The sequence below is a fragment of the Kitasatospora sp. MBT66 genome (genome assembly GCF_000710405.2).
Classification (GTDB): Bacteria; Actinomycetota; Actinomycetes; order Streptomycetales; family Streptomycetaceae; genus Kitasatospora; species Kitasatospora purpeofusca.
Genome location: NZ_JAIY01000012.1, coordinates 232,356 through 250,438, shown reverse-complemented (window position 1 = coordinate 250,438; position 18,083 = coordinate 232,356). Strand labels below are relative to the sequence as shown.

16 protein-coding genes and 1 pseudogene are annotated in these 18,083 nt (G+C 74.5%); 7 read left to right on the top strand and 10 right to left on the bottom strand.

Going from position 1 to position 18,083, the window contains the following annotated elements:
* From BI06_RS54065 to BI06_RS33465, 3 genes and pseudogenes are all read right to left on the bottom strand, one after another.
* A pseudogene (locus tag BI06_RS54065) lies at positions 1–467 on the bottom strand (hypothetical protein); the annotation flags it as partial.
* Positions 464–1,336, bottom strand: coding sequence for a MoxR family ATPase (locus BI06_RS33470; RefSeq protein WP_030396484.1), 873 nt, complete (start codon positions 1,334–1,336; stop codon positions 464–466). The gene BI06_RS33470 and the pseudogene BI06_RS54065, both read right to left, overlap by 4 nt.
* A gap of 225 nt (positions 1,337–1,561) precedes the next feature.
* On the bottom strand, positions 1,562–2,236 hold the full coding sequence (locus BI06_RS33465; RefSeq protein ID WP_030396485.1) for a hypothetical protein: 675 nt from the start codon (positions 2,234–2,236) through the stop codon (positions 1,562–1,564).
* A 475-nt stretch (positions 2,237–2,711) separates the two neighbouring features.
* Between BI06_RS33465 and BI06_RS33460 the strand changes: the two genes are divergently transcribed.
* The 3 genes from BI06_RS33460 to BI06_RS33450 all read left to right on the top strand — a co-directional run bounded on the left by BI06_RS33460 (position 2,712) and on the right by BI06_RS33450 (position 4,867).
* Positions 2,712–3,491 carry a TetR/AcrR family transcriptional regulator gene (locus BI06_RS33460; protein ID WP_051742505.1) on the top strand — a complete coding sequence of 260 codons (780 nt, stop codon included), beginning with the start codon at positions 2,712–2,714 and terminating at the stop codon, positions 3,489–3,491.
* A gap of 138 nt (positions 3,492–3,629) precedes the next feature.
* On the top strand, positions 3,630–4,286 hold the full coding sequence (locus BI06_RS33455) for a DUF6230 family protein (RefSeq protein ID WP_030396487.1): 657 nt from the start codon (positions 3,630–3,632) through the stop codon (positions 4,284–4,286).
* A gap of 224 nt (positions 4,287–4,510) precedes the next feature.
* Positions 4,511–4,867 carry a DUF6114 domain-containing protein gene (locus BI06_RS33450; protein ID WP_051742527.1) on the top strand — a complete coding sequence of 119 codons (357 nt, stop codon included), beginning with the start codon at positions 4,511–4,513 and terminating at the stop codon, positions 4,865–4,867.
* Between the two features lie 179 nt (positions 4,868–5,046).
* On the opposite strand, the gene BI06_RS33445 is transcribed toward BI06_RS33450, so the two are convergent.
* Positions 5,047–6,210 (bottom strand): NAD(P)-dependent alcohol dehydrogenase, encoded by a 1,164-nt coding sequence (locus BI06_RS33445; protein ID WP_082558871.1) that lies wholly within the window; start codon positions 6,208–6,210, stop codon positions 5,047–5,049.
* Positions 6,211–6,337: 127 nt separating this feature from the next.
* Here BI06_RS33445 and BI06_RS33440 point away from each other — a divergent pair, with 127 nt between their 5' ends.
* Together BI06_RS33440 and BI06_RS33435 are read left to right on the top strand one after the other, a co-directional pair.
* Complete coding sequence (locus BI06_RS33440) at positions 6,338–7,276, top strand: helix-turn-helix domain-containing protein (RefSeq protein WP_051742503.1); 939 nt, start codon at positions 6,338–6,340, stop codon at positions 7,274–7,276.
* 210 nt (positions 7,277–7,486) lie between these two features.
* Positions 7,487–8,752 carry a globin domain-containing protein gene (locus BI06_RS33435; protein ID WP_037781487.1) on the top strand — a complete coding sequence of 422 codons (1,266 nt, stop codon included), beginning with the start codon at positions 7,487–7,489 and terminating at the stop codon, positions 8,750–8,752.
* A gap of 46 nt (positions 8,753–8,798) precedes the next feature.
* On the opposite strand, the gene BI06_RS33430 is transcribed toward BI06_RS33435, so the two are convergent.
* On the bottom strand, positions 8,799–10,232 hold the full coding sequence (locus tag BI06_RS33430) for a selenium-binding protein SBP56-related protein (RefSeq protein ID WP_051742501.1): 1,434 nt from the start codon (positions 10,230–10,232) through the stop codon (positions 8,799–8,801).
* A 229-nt stretch (positions 10,233–10,461) separates the two neighbouring features.
* On the bottom strand, positions 10,462–11,421 hold the full coding sequence (locus tag BI06_RS33425; protein ID WP_037781490.1) for an alpha/beta hydrolase: 960 nt from the start codon (positions 11,419–11,421) through the stop codon (positions 10,462–10,464).
* A 139-nt stretch (positions 11,422–11,560) separates the two neighbouring features.
* Here BI06_RS33425 and BI06_RS33420 point away from each other — a divergent pair, with 139 nt between their 5' ends.
* Positions 11,561–12,502: a spermidine synthase gene (locus BI06_RS33420; RefSeq protein ID WP_233290393.1), complete on the top strand. Its 942-nt coding sequence runs from the start codon at positions 11,561–11,563 to the stop codon at positions 12,500–12,502.
* 150 nt (positions 12,503–12,652) lie between these two features.
* Entirely contained in the window at positions 12,653–13,480 is an 828-nt protein-coding gene (locus BI06_RS33415) for a class I SAM-dependent methyltransferase (RefSeq protein ID WP_043474562.1), read from the top strand.
* A 113-nt stretch (positions 13,481–13,593) separates the two neighbouring features.
* Here the strand turns inward: BI06_RS33415 and BI06_RS33410 are convergent, their stop codons facing one another.
* The 4 genes from BI06_RS33410 to BI06_RS33395 all read right to left on the bottom strand — a co-directional run bounded on the left by BI06_RS33410 (position 13,594) and on the right by BI06_RS33395 (position 17,680).
* Entirely contained in the window at positions 13,594–14,565 is a 972-nt protein-coding gene (locus BI06_RS33410) for a helix-turn-helix domain-containing protein (protein WP_082558870.1), read from the bottom strand.
* A 57-nt stretch (positions 14,566–14,622) separates the two neighbouring features.
* A complete protein-coding gene (locus BI06_RS33405) occupies positions 14,623–15,924 on the bottom strand; it encodes a hypothetical protein (protein WP_149030563.1) in 1,302 nt (433 codons plus the stop codon).
* A 79-nt stretch (positions 15,925–16,003) separates the two neighbouring features.
* A complete protein-coding gene (locus tag BI06_RS33400) occupies positions 16,004–16,693 on the bottom strand; it encodes a hypothetical protein (RefSeq protein WP_043474556.1) in 690 nt (229 codons plus the stop codon).
* A complete protein-coding gene (locus tag BI06_RS33395) occupies positions 16,694–17,680 on the bottom strand; it encodes a hypothetical protein (RefSeq protein ID WP_051742497.1) in 987 nt (328 codons plus the stop codon). It lies immediately after the preceding gene.
* Between the last annotated feature and the right edge of the window lie 403 nt (positions 17,681–18,083).

Below are 18,083 nucleotides of genomic sequence, written 5' to 3'. Positions count from 1 at the left end.
ACCGCCTCGCCGGCGAGCCCGGCCAGGGCGGCCCGGTCGTCGGCGGCCAGTGCCGCCACCAGCCGCGCCCGGAGGTCCTCGCGCCGCGCGGCCGGGTCCGCGTTCGGGTCCATGAGGTCGGCGGGACCCGGCGCGCCGGGGTCGGCGGGATCGGCCGCCTCCGGGGTCTGCTGTGCCGAGGCCCGGCGCACCGCCTCCGGGTCGCCGACGCCGAGCGGGAAGAGCAGGTCGAAGGCGGCGTCGAAGACCCCGCGCTGCCCGTCGGTGCGCAGCAGCGCGGCGGCGAGTCCGGCCCGGACCTGCTCGCGCTCGGCGAGGCCGAGGACGGCCAGTACGGCCGCGGCGTCGACCGTCTCGGCGGGCCCGATCCGCAGCCCGTGGGTGCGCAGCGCGCGCACGAAGGCGGTCAGCCGGGCGGCGAGGTCCGCGGGGGCGGAGGGGACACCGGACGGGGGCGGGACGGTCACGCGAGGGTGAGCTTCTGGGCGGCCTTCAGCACGTCGTCCTGGTGCTTGAGGACGACCCCGAGGGTGGCCCGGACGACCGTCTCGTCCAGGGTGTCGGCGCCGAGCGCCAGCAGGGTGCGGGCCCAGTCGACCGTCTCGGCGACCGAGGGGGCCTTGCGCAGCTCCAGTGCCCGCAGCGCGCCGACCACCCGGACCAGCGACTCGGCCAGCGCCGCGTCCAGCCCGGGGACGCGCAGCCGGACGATCCGGCGTTCGAGCTCGGCCTCCGGGTAGTCGAGGTGGAGGAAGAGGCAGCGGCGGCGCAGCGCCTCGGAGAGTTCCCGGGTGGCGTTGGAGGTGAGCAGGACGAAGGGGCGGCGGGTCGCCGTGATGGTGCCCAGTTCGGGCACGGTGACCTGGTAGTCGCTGAGTACCTCCAGCAGCAGCGCCTCGACCTCGACGTCGGCCTTGTCCATCTCGTCGATGAGCAGCACGGTCGGTTCGTCGCCGCGGATGGCGGTGAGCAGCGGCCGGGTGAGCAGGAACTCCTCGCCGAAGATGTCGGTGCGGGCCGCGTCCCAGCCTTCGTCCCGTCCGGCGGTGATCCGCAGCAACTGCTTTGCGTGGTTCCACTCGTAGAGGGCGCGGGACTCGTCGATGCCCTCGTAGCACTGGAGCCGGACCAGCCGGGCCCGGCCGAGTGCGGCGACGGCCTTGGCGAGTTCGGTCTTGCCGACGCCGGCCGGGCCTTCGACCAGGAGCGGCTTGCCGAGCCGGTCGGCGAGGAAGACGGTGGTGGCGACCTCCGTGGAGGCCAGGTAGCCGACCTCGGCCAGCCGTGCGGCCGTGTCGGCCACCGACTCGAAGAACTGCGTGCCCTCGCCGACCATGCCTGCCCCGCATCCCCGTGGTCCGGTGTCCGTCGCCAGCACCCTACCGGTGGGTCACTTCGCTGTCCCGGCCTCTCTGTCTACCGGACGTGGCGGCACCCGGCAGGCGGGGGAGCCGGGCGAGGGGCGAGCCGGTGGGGCGGGGTGCGGCGGCGGCCGCACCCCGCCCGGTGTCGTACCGGCCCCGGCGGGAGGAGCAGTCCGGGAGGGGCGGTCCGGGAGGGGTCAGTTGATGTAGACGTGCGGGCTGCCGGCGACCGAGCTGTCCTTCACCGGCCCGTAGGTGGCGCTGAAGTACCCGGTCGCGAAACAGGTGCTCGGGCCGGAGACCTTGGGCAGGGCCTGGGCGTTGAAGCCGATGGTCTGGCCGACGTTGCTGGTGGTGCCGCTGATGCCGGCGGGCGCGCGGTAGACGCAGGTGATGGTGCCGAGGATGGTCTTCAGCACCACCGTGGTCTGGAGCGGGCCGACGGCGGTGGGGTCGAGCGAGACCGGGTTGCCGGGGGCGTCGCTGACCGAGTTGGTGTAGGGCAGGTTGTTGACGGTGATGCTCTGCACGGAGGTGACGCCGATGACGTTGGCGGTGCAGGAGCCGAAGGTCTGGGTGTTGAGCTGCTCGGTGGCGACCCCGGGCGCGGCCGGGTTGCTGGTGACGGTCGCCGAGAAGGAGGAGGCGGCGCACTTGATGCCGCTCGTGCCGGTGGCGCTGGAGTAGAAGGTGGCGAAGCTGCCGGACACCAGGTCGGCGGTGAGCACGTCGCCGACGGCGATGTTCGGCCCGCCCACCGAGGTGTGGGTGAGCACGGCGGAGCCGGCGGCCTGGGCGGGGGTCATGGTGCCGGCGGCCAGCACCGCGGCGGCGGCGAGGGCGGTGGCTCCGAGGGTACGGCGGATGCGCATGAGGGTGTGCCTCTCCGGGCGAGTCGGGTGGGGGAGCCCGTGCGGTCGGTGTGGGGGTGCGCGCGGCATCGTCGGCCGCGGCCCGGCCGGGACGGGTGAGGGTGTGCTGCGAGGTGGGGCGCCGCGAACGGCGACTCGGCGGGCCCGGCGCCACGGGCCCGCCCGTACGGCGCGGTACCGGCGGCACGACGTTGTGCGGCGGGTACGACACGGCCTGGGCCGGCCGGAAGGAACCGGCCGGGTACGGCTGAGTACGGCGGGGTACGGCGGGGTGGAACGGTCCAGCGCAAGTGCGGGAGTGCAGGGTGCACGTCGACGGCTGCCACCGCCGGGCATGCGTTCGCCATACTGAGCAGTCGGAACGCGTGCGGGCTTCCGGCGGCCTCGGCCGCGGATTGGAAACCCGCCAGTGTTGTAAACCTGATGTCGCGCCAATGTCAAGGCAATGCACAGGAGTTGGGGACGGAAGATGGCAATGGACCCGGATCTCCGCGGTAGTGCCGACGTGGTCCTGATCCCCGGTGCGCGCACCGGGCGCGACCCGGCCCGCTCGATCAAACGCGGCCCGAGCCGGCTGCCGCCCGGGGTGGTCGCGGCGACCCAGCGGGAGCGCCTGCTCGACGGCCTGGTCCACACGGTGGCGCAACACGGCTACCAGCGCGCCACGGTGAGCGACATCTGTCGCGCCGCGGGGGTGACCAGGCCGGTCTTCTACGAGCTGTTCAGCGGCAAGGAGGACGCCTTCCTCGCCGCCCACCGGCACGGCACCGGGGTGGTGATCCGGCGGATGGCGCGGGCGTTCGCGGCCTCGCCGGACTGGTGCAGCGGGATCCGCGAGGCGCTCCGGGCGATGCTCGGACTGCTGGCCGGGGTGCCGGCCTTCGCGACCATGGCGGTGATCGAACTGGACGCGGTCGGCCCGGCCGGGCGCCGTGAGCGGGAGCAACTCCTGCTCAAGTTCCGCGCGTTCTTCGCCGAGATCCCCGAACTCCCGGACGGCATCGGGGCAGAGGCGATGGTCGACGCGGTGGTCGGCGGCGTCTACTCCACCCTCCAGCGCTGCATCGACACCGACCGCACCGCCGAACTCCCGCAGCTGCTGCCGACCTTGAGCCTGTTCTGCCTGGCGCCCTTCCTCGGTCCGGCCGAGGCCGCACGCCGTCTGGCCTCGGCCGGGGCGGTGCCGGATCAGCGCCGGGGAGCGGACGATGATCCTTCGTGCACCCGTATTGACCCGGTCAATACCGGGCAGTAGCTTCCCAGTTACCCACTGCGGCCCGACCGGTCCGCCCCGCTGCCGAGGGGTGGTCCTCCGCTGCCGTGCCGCAGAACGCTGTCCGCGCCAGGGCAACGTGCCAGTGCCTGCCCGTCCCCACCACCCGAGGGAGCACACATGGCCACGTCCGAGGACGCCGCCCACCCGATCGAGAACACCCCGGCACCCGCGTCACCCGGCCAGGACAGAGGCCGGGTTCGGCTGAGGCGCACCGCGCTGATGGCCGTCCCCGCCGTCGCCGCCGGCGCGGTGCTGATGGCCCTGACCGCGCAGGGCGTGCTCGCCGCCCAGTTCGACATATCCGGCATGCCGTTCGTCGTCACCGCCGACAGCCTGGACGGCGTCGGCTTCGAGCAGTTCGGCAGCCTGGACCACATGATCAAGGACAGTCCCAACGCCGGTGACACCGGGGGCCAGGTACTGGTCGCGGTCTCGGCGATCAAGGAGGCCTCGCTCACCAAGCTGTGCCAGAGCGTCGAGCTCGGCGGTATCAACCTGCTGATCAGGGCCGGTGACGCCGGGACGCCCGTCACCGCCACCGACCTCACCACCGACTCCGATCTGCTGTCCGGCGACGCGGAGTTCAAGAACATCGAGATCGGCGGCGACGCCAGCACCTACACCAAGGCCGGCGTCCAGGGCCTGCCCGGGGTCTTCGGCCAGCAGGCCGACACCGTCAAGATCCGCAACCTCCGGCAGCACAACTACGCCACCACCGCGGGCGCGTTCAAGCTGCCCAACCTCCGGCTGAGCTTCAGCTCCGAGGGCTGCTGACGGTGGCGGGACCCGAGCCGGAGAAGCCGGCGGAGGCGGAGGCCCAGGTGTTGTCCGCGGTACAGGTCGAGCCGGAGGCACCGGCGGGACCCGAGGTGCAGGCGGGACCCGAGGTACAGGCAGGATCCGAGGTACAGGCGGGGCCGAAGGCCCGGGCGGGTGCGGTCGCCCGGGCCCGGCGGTCCTGGCGCGGCTGGCGCGGCCGCCGGCCGTTCTGGGGCGGTGTGCTGGTCCTGTTCGGCGGCGCCGAGATCCTCTTCACGCTGCGCGCCCCGCTGCCCATCGTCCTGCACATCGGGATCCAGGGGCTGGCCGGCTACCTCGTCCCGGCGGTGATGGTGCTCTGCGGCCTGCTGATCCTCTTCAACCCGGCCCAGCGGCTGTTCTACTCGATCCTCGCCGTGCTCGCCTCGCTGGGCAGTTGGCTCACCTCCAACCTCGGCGGCTTCCTGCTCGGGATGCTGTTCGGCGTGATCGGCAGCTGCCTCGCCTTCGGGTGGCTGCCCGACCAGCCCCCGCGCCGCCGCTGGCTGCGCCGGGACCGGACCGGACGCAAGGCCGCCGACCCGGCCGGCGTCTGAGGAGGCCGTGGCGGACGCCGGTCGCGGCCGGTGACCGGCGCCCGCCCCGGCCGACAGGACCGGCGCCCCGCCCCCGGCGAAGGGAGAGCGCCGGGGACGGGGCGTCGTTCGTCGCGAGTTCCGTCGGGCGAGCCGGTGTGCCGGGAGACCGGCAGGGCCGGGCGACCCGTCGGCGGGCGTCAGATGGTGGCCGTGTCGATGACGAAGCGGTAGTGCACATCGCTCGCCAGGACCCGCCGGTACGCCTCGTTGATGCCCTCCGCCGGGATCAGCTCGATCTCCGCGCCTATCCCGTGCTCGGCGCAGAAGTCCAGCATCTCCTGGGTCTCCGCCAGGCTGCCGATCATCGAGCCCGAGAGCGACCGCCGCCCCATGAGCAGCGAGTGCGCGCCCACGCTGACCGGCTTCGCCGGCGCGCCCAGCTGGACCAGCGTGCCGTTGGTGCGCAGCAGCCCGAGGTAGGCGCTCAGGTCGAGGTCGGCCGAGACGGTGTTGAGGATCAGGTCGAACCGTCCGGCCAGCTCGGTGAACGTCGCCGGGTCGGAGGTGGCGCGGTAGTCGTGGGCGCCGAGCCGGAGCCCGTCCTCCCGCTTGCGCAGCGACTGGCTGAGCACGGTGACCTCCGCGCCCTTGGCCCGGGCGAGCCGCACCCCCAGGTGGCCGAGCCCGCCGAGCCCGACCACGGCGACCTTCCGCCCCGGCCCGGCGCCCCAGTGGCTGAGCGGCGAGTAGACCGTGATGCCCGCGCAGAGCAGCGGCGCGGCCACGTCCAGCGGCAGCGCGTCGGGGATGCGCAGGGCGTACCCCTCGTCCACCACCAACTGCTTCGCGTACCCGCCGTAGGTCGGCGAGCCGTCCCGGCCGCGGCCGTTGTAGGTGAGGACGATGCCGTTCCCGCCCGTGCAGTACTGCTCGAGCCCGGCGCGGCAGTTGTCGCACTCCCGGCAGGAGTCCACGAAGCAGCCGACGCCGACCCGGTCGCCGACCGTCCAGCGCGAGACGGCGGAGCCGGTCGCCGCGACCACCCCGGCGATCTCGTGGCCCGGGACCATCGGGAAGATGCCGGGGCCCCAGTCCTCGTCGACCTGGTGGATGTCCGAGTGGCAGATCCCGGCGTAGCGGACGTCGATCAGGATGTCGTGCGGGCCGAGCGCCCGGCGCGGCACGGTGGTGCGCTCCAGCGGGGCCTTCGGGGTCGGGGCGGCCCAGACCGCGATCCGGCCGGGCCGGTCGGGGGTCCCGGGGGTCTCCGCCGCGGCGGTGCTGTCGGTGTCGGTGGTGCCTGCGCTGTCGGTGGCGTCCGCGCTGTCGATGGTGTGTGCGGTGACCGTCGTGTTCGTCATGCCCCAAGCCTCGGCGCGCCGTTCGGGGCGGGCCAGGTCAGTGGTCGTCGTACGACCGCCGGTCCTACCACTGGCAGTATCACCCACGGCGCCCGTCCACCGGGGCGGGCGGGCCCATACTGCTGGCATGGACCAGCGCACCGAGCTCAGCGAATTCCTGCGGTCCCGGCGGGCCCGGCTGCGGCCGGCCGATGTCGGGCTGCCCGACTACGGCGGCCGCCGCCGCGTCCCGGGGCTGCGCCGCGAGGAGCTGGCCCAGCTGGCCGGGGTGAGCACCGCCTACTACGTCCGGCTGGAGCAGGGGAACGGCGAGAACGTCTCCACGGCCGTCCTGGAGGCGATAGCCCGCGCGCTGCGGCTCGAACCGGCCGAGCGCGAGCACCTGCTGCGGATCACCCGGCCGGTGCGCCGCCGCTCCGGCCGAGGCCGCCCGATGCGCACGCAGCAGGTCCGGCCCGAGCTGACGCAGCTGCTGGACGCGATGGACGGTGTCCCGGCCTACGTCCTGGGGCGGCGGCTCGACGTGCTCGCCTGGAACCGCCTCGGCAACGCCGTGATCGGGGACGTCGCGGCGCTGCCGCCGGAGCGGCGCAACCTGGCCTGGCACGTCTTCCTCGAACCGGGCAACCGGGACCTCTACCTGGACTGGGAGAGCAAGGCGGCGGACCTGGTGGGAATGCTCCGGCTCGACGCGGGCCGCGACCCGGACGACCCCCGGCTGACCTCGCTGATCGGCGAACTCTCGGTCAAGAGCGAGGACTTCCGGCGGCTCTGGGCGGCGCACAACGTCCTGGACAAGGGGCACGGGGTCAAGGAGCTGCGCCATCCGGTGGTCGGCCCGTTGACGCTGCGCTACGAGACCTTCCGGCCGGCCGGGGACCCGGACCAGGTGCTGGTCGCGTACCACGCGGAGCCGGGCTCGCCCTCGGCCGAGTCGCTGCGGCTGCTGGCGAGCTGGATCGCCACCGGGCAGTCGCACTCGGGCTCCGGTTCCGGGTCGGGCTCCGGCTCGGCTTCGGCTTCGGCTTCGGCCTCGGGTTCGGAAGCTTCGTCGACGGGTCGGTAGTCCTCTTCCCGGAGCCCGCGGCGGGCCGGTGGTCCCGTCCGGCCAGGGACCACCGGCCCTGTGCCGACCCCCGGGCGGAGCCGTTTACTGGTTCCGCGCCGGTTCCGGGCCGCCGCCTGCCCGGAACCGGCCGACCGCCCTTCGGAACGGTGAACAGCGCCAGTACGGCGGGTGGCTGACTGACCGTCAGCACTCGCTAGGCTGCCCGGCATGGACACCACCAGCACCACCGCCGAGTACGACCGGCTGATCGCGCGACACCATGCCATGCGGTTGCGCCGACAGATCCTCGCACCGGCGCCGTCCTTCCCCACCGCGCCCGAGGACGTGCCCTCGCCTCTGAGTGGTGCAGACGGCTACGACGGGGCGGCCGACCGGCGGCTGATCCTCCGGGACCTGGCCCTGGTCACCCCGTTCGACGAGCTCATCGACCACCTCTACGCCTGCATGTTCCGCCGCCGCCCGTTCCTGCGCGCGCTGTTCCCGGAGTCCATGGAGTTCCAGCAGGCCCACTTGGAGCGGATGTTCGAGTACCTGATCGAGCGGCTGGACCGGCCGGACGAACTCGCCGACACCCTCACCCGGCTCGGCCGCGACCACCGGAAGCTCGGTGTCCGGCCGGTCCACTACGAGGCCTTCGAGGAGGCGCTCCGCGAGGCGATCCGGCACCGGGCCGACGCCCGGTGGCACGCCGGGCTGGAAGCGGCCTGGGTGCGGATGCTGCGCTTCGCCGTCCGCTCGATGGTGGCGGGCGCGGAGGCGGCGCTCACCGAACCCCCGTACTGGCACGCCACGGTGGTCGGCCACGAGCGCCGCCGGCACGACCTCGCCGTGCTCCGGGTGCGGACCGGCGAGCCCTACCCGTACCGGGCCGGACAGTACGGGACGGTCGAGCACCCGGCCCTGCCGCACACCTGGCGGCAGTACTCGATGGGCTGCGCGCCGCGTGCCGACAACGAGTTGGAGTTCCACGTCCGCCGCACCGGGCCGGGCGGGGTGAGCGCGGCCCTGGTCGGGAGCACCGCCGTCGGCGACCGCCTCCGGCTGGGGCCGCCGCGCGGCACGCTGATGCCGGAGGACGACACCAGGGACCTCCTGCTGGTGGCGGGCGGCACCGGACTCGCCCCGATGAAGGCGATCGTGGAGCGGCTGGTGGAGCACCGCCCGCGCGGACAGCGGGTCCACCTCTTCGTCGGTGCGCGGAACCGGGACGAGCTCTACGACTGGCCGGCGCTGGCCGAACTCGGCCTCCGCAAGCCCTGGTTGGAACTCGTCCCGGTCACCGAGGGCGGTGGGGACCCGATCGCCCCCGGCGGGCGGCTGGCCGAGGCGGTCGGCCGGGCCGCCGACTGGTCCGAGCACCGGGCCTGTGTCAGCGGACCGGCGGGCCTGGTCGACGAGGTGCGTACCCGCCTGGCCGCCGCCGGGCTGCCCGCCGCCCGGATCCACCACGACCCGGTGCTCGGCCGGTTCTGAGCGTCCGAGAACGGGCTGCCCGGTCGCCGCCGCTAACGGGCCGCCGCTACCGGTAGCAGTAGGAGTCCGAGGAGGCGTCGCCGCCCGCCAGGTGCGTCTGGTGCACCCGCAACCCCCGGAACTCCGCGCCGTGCGGGAAGAACCGGTGGTCCACGGTCATCCCGCCCGCCTCCGGGTCGGCGTCCAGCTTGACGATCCACGGCTCGATGCCGTCCGGGTAGAACTGGTCGTCCCACGCACCGTAGAGCGAGTTGGTGAGATAGACCCGCCGCCCGTCCCGGCTGATCTCGACCATCTGCGGTGCTCCGCTCAGCGGGCGGCCCGGCTCGGCCGGGTGCGGGGTCCTGGCCGTCACCCCGCCCAGCCGCACCGAGGCGGTGAGCAGAGGGTGGAACGGGTCCGACACGTCGTACTGGAGCAACTCCCCCGTGCCCCAGGCCGAGACGTACAGCCAGCGGTCGTCCACCGACAGGTTGATGTCGGTGATCAGCGGCGGCACGGCGCCGAAGGGCTGGAGCACGGGCGGCAGGTCCTCGGCCTTCGCCGGTTCGGCGGGTATCTCGATCACCTTGCGCGCCGTGAACGCCTCGCCCTGCCGGTACCAGAGCCAGACCGAGGCCGAGAGGTCCTCCACATTGGTGACCACCCCGGCGAAGCCCCACTCGGCCTGCGGGTCGTGGGCCGGGCGCAGCTCCAGCACCATCTGGTACTGGTCGCCGAGGTCGATCCGCTGCAGGTGCCGCCCGGTGTCCAGCTCCCAGAAGTGCAGCGCGTGCCCGTACTTGCGGCCGAGCAGCAGCTCCGGCACCACGCCGTCCTCGACCATCCACGGGGTGCCCCACTCGCTGGTGACGCCCACGTTGCTGCCCAGGTGCCACCACACGTCGTAGGAGAAGTTCTGCGAGCCGCGCTCCGTCTCCCAGGGGCGCAGCACGTCGAAGGTGGTGTGGTCGAGCAGGGCGACCCCGCCGGGTCCGTCGCCGCCCGCGGCCGCGCCGAGGCAGGACAGGAAGACGCCGTCGGGCCCGCAGTGCAGGGTGTGCGGCCGGGAGTACCCGGCTCTCGCGGCCAGTTCCTCCGCCGCCACCGTCTTCACCAGTCTGGGCCGGACCGGGTCCGGCCGGGTGTCGAGCACGTGCAGCCGGGACGACCGCAGCCCCGGCAGCAGCAGGTAGCGCCGCTCCGGGTTGTCGTGGCAGGCGTGCGCGAGGGCGCTGGAGCAGGCGTTCCAGCCGAAGTGGTGCAGTTCGTCGCCCACATCGGGCATGTCGGTGAAGTTGAGCACGCGCCCGTAGCTCGGCGACGCCGGGTCGGTGTCGACGGTGATCAGCGCGTCCGGCCGCTGCGCCGACCGGTCGAACCCGGCGACGTAGGCGAGTTTCTCGGGTGGAGCGGCGATCGCCTCGGTGGGCGTGCGGTACAGGGAGGGATCGCTGTGTCCGGACGGGCGGTCTTCCTGCGGGCCGTGTTCATGCGGCATGCTGGCTCCTCAACTCGCCTGTTGGGCAAGGTAAGTGACAATGGCCCGGTCAGCCTTGCACGAACTCGCGGGCGCACAGCAGGCGCACGGGGAGTGATCGGGGGGCCGGGGGCGGCGCGCCCCCGACCCCCCGAACGGATCTTCGGTTCTTCCCGAACGAAGCTTCGACCCGGTGCACCGTGGCGGTGCAGCGGTGCAGCGGTGCAGTGCGCCGCGTCAGTGCATCGCGTCAGTGCACCGCGAGCGGGAAGTAGGCGCCCAGCCAGCGGTCGAGCTCGGCGAACACCTGGGTGCGGGCGGTCTCGCCGGACAGCACCAGGTCGTGCATCCCGCCCTTGATCCGGACGATCGTCACATGGCGGCCCAGGTGCGGACCGGCGGCCGCGATGTCGTCGGCGCGCAGGACGGCGTCCGCGTGGTGCAGCGCGGCGTGCCAGCGGGTGGTGGCGATCGAGGCGGTGGAGGCCATCAGCAGCACCGGCACGTCGATGCCGAGCCCTCGCCGCACCTCGCGGTGGCCGCGCTGGATCGCGGCCAGCCAGCCGGCGAACAGCGGCACGCCCTCGGCCGGCTTGAGCTTCAGGTCGAAGTCCCACTCGCCGCGGAAGTCCCGGTGCAGGCTGTGCACGTAATGCGGGTTGAGCGCGGACGGCAGGACCCGGGTCGGCGCGATGCGGGCGATCGCCTCCAGCGCCGGGGCGCCGAGGGTGCGCACGGCGGGGGAGGCCGGCATGGTCAGGAACGGGCTGTTGAGGAACAGCCCGTCGACCAGGCCCCGACCGGCCCGGCGGCCGGCCCACAGGGCGGCGATCAGCCCACCGGTGGAGTGCCCGTTGATCAGCAGCCGGCGATGGCCGTCCTGCTCGCGGATGATCCGCACCGCCTGGTCCAGTTCCTCGTCGTAGGCGGCGAGGTCGCGGACGAAGTTCGGCGAGTGGTGCGCGCGCAGCGAGCGGCCGTACTTGCGCAGGTCGATCGCGTAGAAGGAGAAGCCGGCGGCCACGTAGTGGTCGGCGAGGTGGGTCTGGAACCAGTAGTCGTTGTAACCGTGGATGTAGAGGACGGCCTGCTCCGAACCGGGGACCAGCCGGCGCACCAGCGTCGCCGTGACCTCGCCCTCCTCGTCCGGGCGCAGCGGCAGCTCCGCCGCCTCGTAGGGGGCACCCAGGACGTCTTCGCGGAACTCCATGGCCACTCGCACCCAATCTCTGGTCGGACTCCGGTCGGAATCGCGGGACGCCGGAACCCCGGCACCCGGACCCCCTGACGATACCGGCCGGTAGCCTCGGGCGTGACGGCGACTCGGACCCGGCGCCTATGCTGCGGACATGCCCGAGATGCCCGACCCGACCGCCGCACCGTCCGCCGCACCGTCCCAGGACTCCCCGGTCGACGAACGACTGCCCGTGCTGCGCGAGACCGACCTCGGGCGGGCGAAGCTGCTCCCCGACGTCGACCACGACGGCGGCTGGCTGCTGACCCTGGACGACACCCCGCAGTCCTACGTCGACCTCGGCGACCCGACGCACCTGGAGTTCGAGTACACCCGGCGCCTCGGCCACCTCGTCGACGCGCTCGACGGGCCGGAGGGGCTCGAGGGCGGGCCGGAGGGTGGCCCGGTGGACGTGCTCCACCTCGGCGGCGGCGCCCTGACCCTGCCCCGCTACCTCGCCGCCACCCGCCCCGGCTCCCGCCAGCGCGTGGTCGAGGTGGACGGCCCGCTGCTCGACCTGGTCGAACAGCAGCTCCCCTGGCGGGGGCCCGGCGTCGACATCACCGCCGAGGTCGGCGACGCCCGCGAAGCCCTCGCCACCCTGGCCCGGACCGCGCCCGGCAGCCTGGACCTCGTCGTCGCGGACGTGTTCCACGGCTCGCGCACCCCCGCTCACCTCACCTCGGTGGAGTTCCTGCGCCTGGCCGCCGCCGTGCTGCGGCCCGGCGGCCTCTACGCGGCCAACCTCGCCGACGGCGCCCCGCTCGCCTTCGCCCGCGCCCAGACGGCGACGCTGCGCGCGGTCTTCCCGCAGACCTGCCTGATCGCCGAGCCGCCCGTGCTGCGCGGGCGCCGGTACGGCAACATCCTGCTGGTCGGCTCCGCCGGACCGCTGCCGGTCGCGGACCTCGTCCGGCGGCTGGCCGGTGACATCTTCCCGGCCCGGCTGACCGACGGCGCGGACCTTGCGGCCTTCGCCGGCCGCACCGCCCCGGTCACCGACGCCACCGCCACCGACTCCCCGCCCCCGCCGGACGGCGCGTTCAGCGTCGGCTGAGCGGCGCGCGGGAGCGCGGCCCGGCGCGCCGGGCCGCCGCACTCCGGGTTCACGCCCCCGGCGGTGTCAGAATCGGCGGGTCGTAGCGGACCCGGTCGCAGCCGACCAGGTCCCGGGGGGACACCCACCACCCGAGGGAGCGAGCGAGAGATGAGCGGCCCGGAGCGTCCGGAACTGGCGGCGGTGCCCGAGACGGCACTGTGGACCCTCTGGCAGCGGGCCGTCGAGGCCCGCCGGCCGGACGCGCTGCTGCACGACCCCAAGGCCGTCGAACTCGTCGACCGGATCGACTTCCCGTTCGCGGAGCGCTTCGGCACCAGTCGCCTGCAGTCCCGCCTCCAGGCGCTGCGGGTGGGCTGCTTCGACCGCGAGGTGGCCGACTTCCTGGCCCGCGAGCCGCGCGGCACGGTCGTCTGCCTGGGGGAGGGCCTGGAGACCCAGTACTGGCGGGTCGACAACGGCCGCGCGCAGTGGCTCTCCGTCGACCTCCCCGAAGCGACGGAACTGCGCGAACGGCTCCTGCCGCCCGGCCCGCGCCAGCGCTACCTGGCCGCCGACGCCACCGACCTCACCTGGGCCGAGGCGGTGGACCGCGACCGCGCCGTCCTGATCACCGCCCAGGGCCTGCTGATGTACCTCCCCCCGCCCCGCGTCCGCGAACTCGTCGCCGCCTGCGCCGAGCGCTTCCCCGGCGGCTCCCTCGTCCTGGACGCCGTCCCGCGCTGGTTCGCCCGCCTCACCCGGTCGGGAAAGATGCGCACCCCCGGCTACCAGGCACCCCCGATGCCGTGGGCCATGGACGCCCGCGAACGCGACAAGCTCCGCACCGCGAGCCCGGCCGTCGCCGCCGTCCGCGACGTCCGCCCCACCGCCGACCACGGCCCCCTGGCCTCCCTGCTCCCCCTGACCCTCGCCGTCCCCCCGCTGTCCACCCACCGCCCCACCGTCACCGTCCTGGACTTCGCCGCCCGGCCCTGACCGGCGGCCGCGGTGGGGCGTCCACGACGGCGTCGGCGTCCGCGACCGTCCACGACGGCGTCGGCGCCCGCGGCTCGGACCTCTGCGCGTTCGGTCCTGCCCGACGACGCGCCCTACGGCACCGACAGGGCGCTCGCCCGGTGTTCGGTGGGGGTGCTGCCGTAGGCGTCGCGGAACGCCCGGCTGAATGCGGTGGCGCTGGTGAAGCCCCAGCGGGCGGCGATCGCCTGGATCGGCAGACCGCGCAGCTCCGGGCGGGCGAGGTCGCCGCGGGCCCGTTCGAGCCGGGCCCGGCGGATGTGTGCCGCCACGCTCAGCGGCTGGTCGCGGTAAAGGAGGTGGAGTGAACGCAGGGAGATGTGGTGGCGGTCGGCGAGCTGTTGCGGGGTCAGGTCCGGATCACCCAGGTTGTCCTCGATGAAGCGGTGGACCCGTTGCCGCATCAGCTGGGTGCGGGCCTCGGCCGGTGCCTCACCCGGGGTCCCCAACTGCTGGGCGACGCAGGCCCTGGCCAGGTCGAGGGTGATGTGTCCCATCCGGGGGAGTTCCCCGGGGCCGCAGTGGGAGCGCTGGTCCAACAGCGAGACCAGGAAACCGGCCAGGATCGCTCCGGTGCCCGCCCGGGCGGGGATCGGCCTGGCGAGCAGACCGTCCACCTTGTCGGGGCGGAACGGCAGGTCGGAGTGGGGGATGCGCAGCATCACCACGTCGACCCCGGCGCCGTCGCCGCCGGATTCGTTCTCCATCGGGCGCGAGGTGTCCGTCAGTACCAGGTCACCCGAGACCAGGGACTCGTTGCCGAGCTGAGAGGTGCGGATGGCGCCGTGGGTGATCAGCGCGAGCTGGTACTGCTCGGGATCCCCCTTCCGGACGTGGGCGGCGCTGCGACGGGCCACCACGGGGGAGTAGGAGAACGTCGACAGCTGGACCGGGCCGAGCCGGAGGTCGGTGATCTCCGCCCGGAAGCCGGACGGACGCTCCGTGCGGATCGAGAGGGGCATCACGTCGGTCGACACCGCTTCGCGGAACCACTCGAACCGGTCCGCCCGCACCACGGCCGACGCCGACGCGCTCAGCTCTCCCACAAGCACCTCCACTGCTCACCCCACGGCGGCCGGCCGGTTCGCACGAGGCGCGGCCGGTCATGACTTCCACCCATGATCGGCCACGTCCCGTCCCGGCCGTCGGGCCAGGGTGTCGGGCGGGGAAGGCGTCGGGCAGGCGGTGGACGTCGGGTCGAGGGGGAGGACCGGCGGCACCGGGGAGGCGGTGGACGTCGGCGAGGTCGTCTTCGCGACCGGGTCGGCCGTGGTGCCCCACGGTGCCAGGCCGACGGCCAGGACCAGCGCCGGTACCAGGGCGGCCGTCGCGTAGGGCCCGGGCGACAGAGTGCCGTCCGGGTGGCCGTCCGATGCCCAGAACCGGGGCCGGAGCGGTGCCAGCAGCGGCCACACGGCGAGGACGGCCAGCACGGCCCACCACTCGGGGCCGCCGGTGACCTGGTGTTCCGCGAGCGACAGTGCCCGTCCGGCGGCCCGCCCCCAGGGCACGTCCAGCAGCCGGTAGGCGACGGTCGCGCCCGCGGTCGTCAGCAGCAGGTCGGCGAGGAGTGCCAAGGGCAGCAGCGACACGAGCAGCAGCTGCGCCGACGGGCTCCCGGACCGGTGCGCGAACCAGCGCCGGAGCCGCGCGGGCGGGTGGTGCAGGGCGGCCAGCCGGCCGGTGTCGGCCTCGTCCGTGGCGTCCAGCACGCGAAGCACCTCCGCGCCGCCCCGTGCGGCCGCGGCGTGCCGGTCGGCCGCGAGTTCGGCGCTCCACAGCGCGCCGACCGGCAGCAGCAGTACTTCGGGGACCCGCAGCACCACCAGCACGACCTGGGCGAACATCAGGTGCGCCGACGGTTCGCCCGACACCAGCAGAAGGACCGCCGGCAGCAGCCCGCAGAGCGCGAAGACGTAGGGCCAGCTCCGCAGCAGGGCCACGAACGGGCTGCCGAGCCCGGCGACGTGCTGCTCCCCGTTGCGGTGGTGGCCGAGTTCGTGGAGCAGCAGGGTCTCGGCGGCCGCCCGGTCGCGGCGCCAGAGCACGGTGAGCGGGACGAAGGCGGCGATCCGGGTCGCGCGCGGTCCGGCGGGGTACACGCGGGCGGTCAGCTCGGAGCGGGTCGGGCTGACGCGCAGCTCGACGCCGGGCGCCCGCTCGGCCAGGAACCGCTGGATCTCGGCGAAGGGCTCCCCGGGGAGGGGCCGCCGCAGGCCGTGGCTCCACTCGGTGAACCGGCACCGCAGCCGGGGCAGCGGCAGGGCGAGGATCCCGGCGAGCAGGAACGCGGTGGGGGGAGCTGGGCGACGGACAGCGCCAGCAGCGCGCGGAAGCCGCCGGTGCCGGCGACCTGCTCGGGGTAGGCGCCCAGGCCGAGGAGGTCCTTGACCTGGGCGGTCCACCAGGTGACGGTTCCCGGCAGCTGGGACAGGTAGAGGCCGACCAGCAGCCACAGCCAGGGCGGTGGCCCGGGCGGACGTCTCACGGGGTGTCCCCGGGGCCGTCGGGGCCGTCGGGGTCGGTGCCGTCCGTGGCCGGTCCCGGGGCGGCTGGCGGGTCGGCGGCCCGGACCTGGACCCGGACGCGGCGTCGGCGGCCGAACAGCCGACCGCCGGTCCGGACCGTGGGCTCCGGGGGCTCGGCGGCGACCAGCCGGTCGAGGAAGGCCGCGGCCCCGCTCCGGTCCGGGCTGTTGAGGAGTCCGGCCAGCAGCTCGCAGGCCAGTCGGTCGGCGTCCGGCGGCGGCACTCCCCGGGACCGGAGCCGGTCGGCGAGCAGGTCGGCGGCGTGCACGGCCGCGGCGGTCGGCTCCCCTGGTCCGGTACCGGCGCCGGGAGGGGTGCCGGGGTCGCGCGGGGCAGCGGGGTCGGACCGCCGCCGCAGGCTGATCAGCAGGGCCGTCGCCGACACCAGGTTCCCGAACTGCGCGCTGCCCAGCGCGTCCCCGACCTCGCGGGTCGCGTAGGCCAGCGCGTCCAGCAGCTGCGGCAGGACGGTGACCAGCCCGCCGCCGATGCCGCCCGGGGTGTGGCCGGCCCGGCGGTAGAGGTCCCGGCGGGCCCGGCCCCCGGCCGCGTAGGCGAGGGTGATCGACGGGGCGAGGTCCCGCTCGTCCGGGGCGGCGATCGCCGCGACGCGCGTCCCCCAGGCGGCCAGCGCGGTGCCGTCCACTCAGCGGCTCCCACTGAACTCGAACGCGAACTCGACCAGGCCGTCGTCGGAGGCGCCCTTGGCGGTCAGCGAAGTGCCGGCGGCGGTGAGCTGCCCGGAGAGGCTCGCGCCGACGGCGACCGAGTGCGGCATGCCGCCCGGGAGGGTGCCCAGCTCGGGGCGGCACGGTACGAGCAGGGTGGCCCAGTTGACCAGGTTGAGCGCGGCGGCCTCGCGCGCGTGGGTGTCGGTGAGCTGCCCGCGCAGGGTGCCGTTGTCCCAGGACAGCTGCCAGTAGGTCAGCAGGAGCTGTCCCGCGCCGGCCGCGACGGCGGCGGACGTGCCCAGCGTGAACGCCCCCGTCTGCGTCGGCTGCCCGACGGACAGGAGCAGGGCGAAGGGGTTGTTCTCGCGCAGGCCGCCGGCCTCCCTGGGGCGCGCGACGGTCAGCGTGGTGGGCATCGAGTAGGTCTGCGAGCCGGCCGGCCGCCGGGCGCCGTTGAGCGAGCAGTAGTCGTACAGCTGGACTGTGACCTGGGCGGTGCCCCGGTACAGGCCGCCCCACAGCGAGGCCGCGCCGCCCGCCGGAGGTGCGGTGGTGAGGGCCCTGGTGGGGACGGGGGTGCTCGGCCGGGGGGTGGAGGTGGGGGTGGCGACGGGAGGGGCGGTGCTCGGCCGGGACGGTGGTCTGCTGGTCGTGCGGACGGGGCTCGGAGCGGCCGTCGCGGTGGCGGTCGGGGTGGGGTCGGCCGACCTGGTCGCTGCCGGGGGAGGGGCCGGGGCAGAGGTGGGCGGAGCGGGTGTCGGGTCGGTCGTCGGAACGCTCGGTGGGGTGTCGGCCACCGACGGTCCGGCCGAGGTGGAGGCGAGGGTGTCGGCGGCCGGGCTCCCGCCGCCGTCACCGCAGCCGGAGACAAGGGCCAGGGCCAGTCCGGTGGACGTGGCGGTGAGGGCGGCGCGCTTGCGGATGTTGCGGGCACGGATCATCACGGCGACCCCCAGTGACATCAACTGCCCTGACAGCAAGGGAGGTTAGACCTGCTCGGCGCCTCCGGAAGCCCGTTCGGGCGGCGTTCGGCGAACCGTGACCAATCCGATTCGGTGGCGTGCGCGAGCACGTCAAGCACGGTCGGCGCGCGCCCGACCGCACGACCGCCGGTCGCTCCGGCGCACGCCCCCGCGCACCGCCCGGCGGAGACCGGGTCCCGCCGACGCCCCGGGGCGCGGAACCGCCGGGCCGTCCCGCACGTCGTACGCAGGGGTGATCGGCCGAGGGGACGGGCCGCCCGGCACGTTAGGCTGCCCTCTCGGGGAGCGGCCTGGTGCCGCCATTCGGACGACTGTCGAGACCGGCGCGCGAGCCGCGGGGACCTGAACGGGACCCGGGCGGGCCTGCCGCGGGTCTCGTCCT

Bases quoted from the DNA above. Each gene is read 5' to 3' on its own strand.
- BI06_RS33470 (WP_030396484.1), bottom strand. From the start codon at position 1,336: ATGGTCGGCGAGGGCACGCAGTTCTTCGAGTCGGTGGCCGACACGGCC.
- BI06_RS33465 (WP_030396485.1), bottom strand. From the start codon at position 2,236: ATGCGCATCCGCCGTACCCTCGGAGCCACCGCCCTCGCCGCCGCCGCG.
- BI06_RS33460 (WP_051742505.1), top strand. From the start codon at position 2,712: ATGGACCCGGATCTCCGCGGTAGTGCCGACGTGGTCCTGATCCCCGGT.
- BI06_RS33455 (WP_030396487.1), top strand. From the start codon at position 3,630: ATGGCCACGTCCGAGGACGCCGCCCACCCGATCGAGAACACCCCGGCA.
- BI06_RS33445 (WP_082558871.1), bottom strand. From the start codon at position 6,210: ATGACGAACACGACGGTCACCGCACACACCATCGACAGCGCGGACGCC.
- BI06_RS33440 (WP_051742503.1), top strand. From the start codon at position 6,338: ATGGACCAGCGCACCGAGCTCAGCGAATTCCTGCGGTCCCGGCGGGCC.
- BI06_RS33435 (WP_037781487.1), top strand. From the start codon at position 7,487: ATGGACACCACCAGCACCACCGCCGAGTACGACCGGCTGATCGCGCGA.
- BI06_RS33430 (WP_051742501.1), bottom strand. From the start codon at position 10,232: ATGCCGCATGAACACGGCCCGCAGGAAGACCGCCCGTCCGGACACAGC.
- BI06_RS33425 (WP_037781490.1), bottom strand. From the start codon at position 11,421: ATGGAGTTCCGCGAAGACGTCCTGGGTGCCCCCTACGAGGCGGCGGAG.
- BI06_RS33420 (WP_233290393.1), top strand. From the start codon at position 11,561: ATGCCCGAGATGCCCGACCCGACCGCCGCACCGTCCGCCGCACCGTCC.
- BI06_RS33415 (WP_043474562.1), top strand. From the start codon at position 12,653: ATGAGCGGCCCGGAGCGTCCGGAACTGGCGGCGGTGCCCGAGACGGCA.
- BI06_RS33395 (WP_051742497.1), bottom strand. From the start codon at position 17,680: ATGTCACTGGGGGTCGCCGTGATGATCCGTGCCCGCAACATCCGCAAG.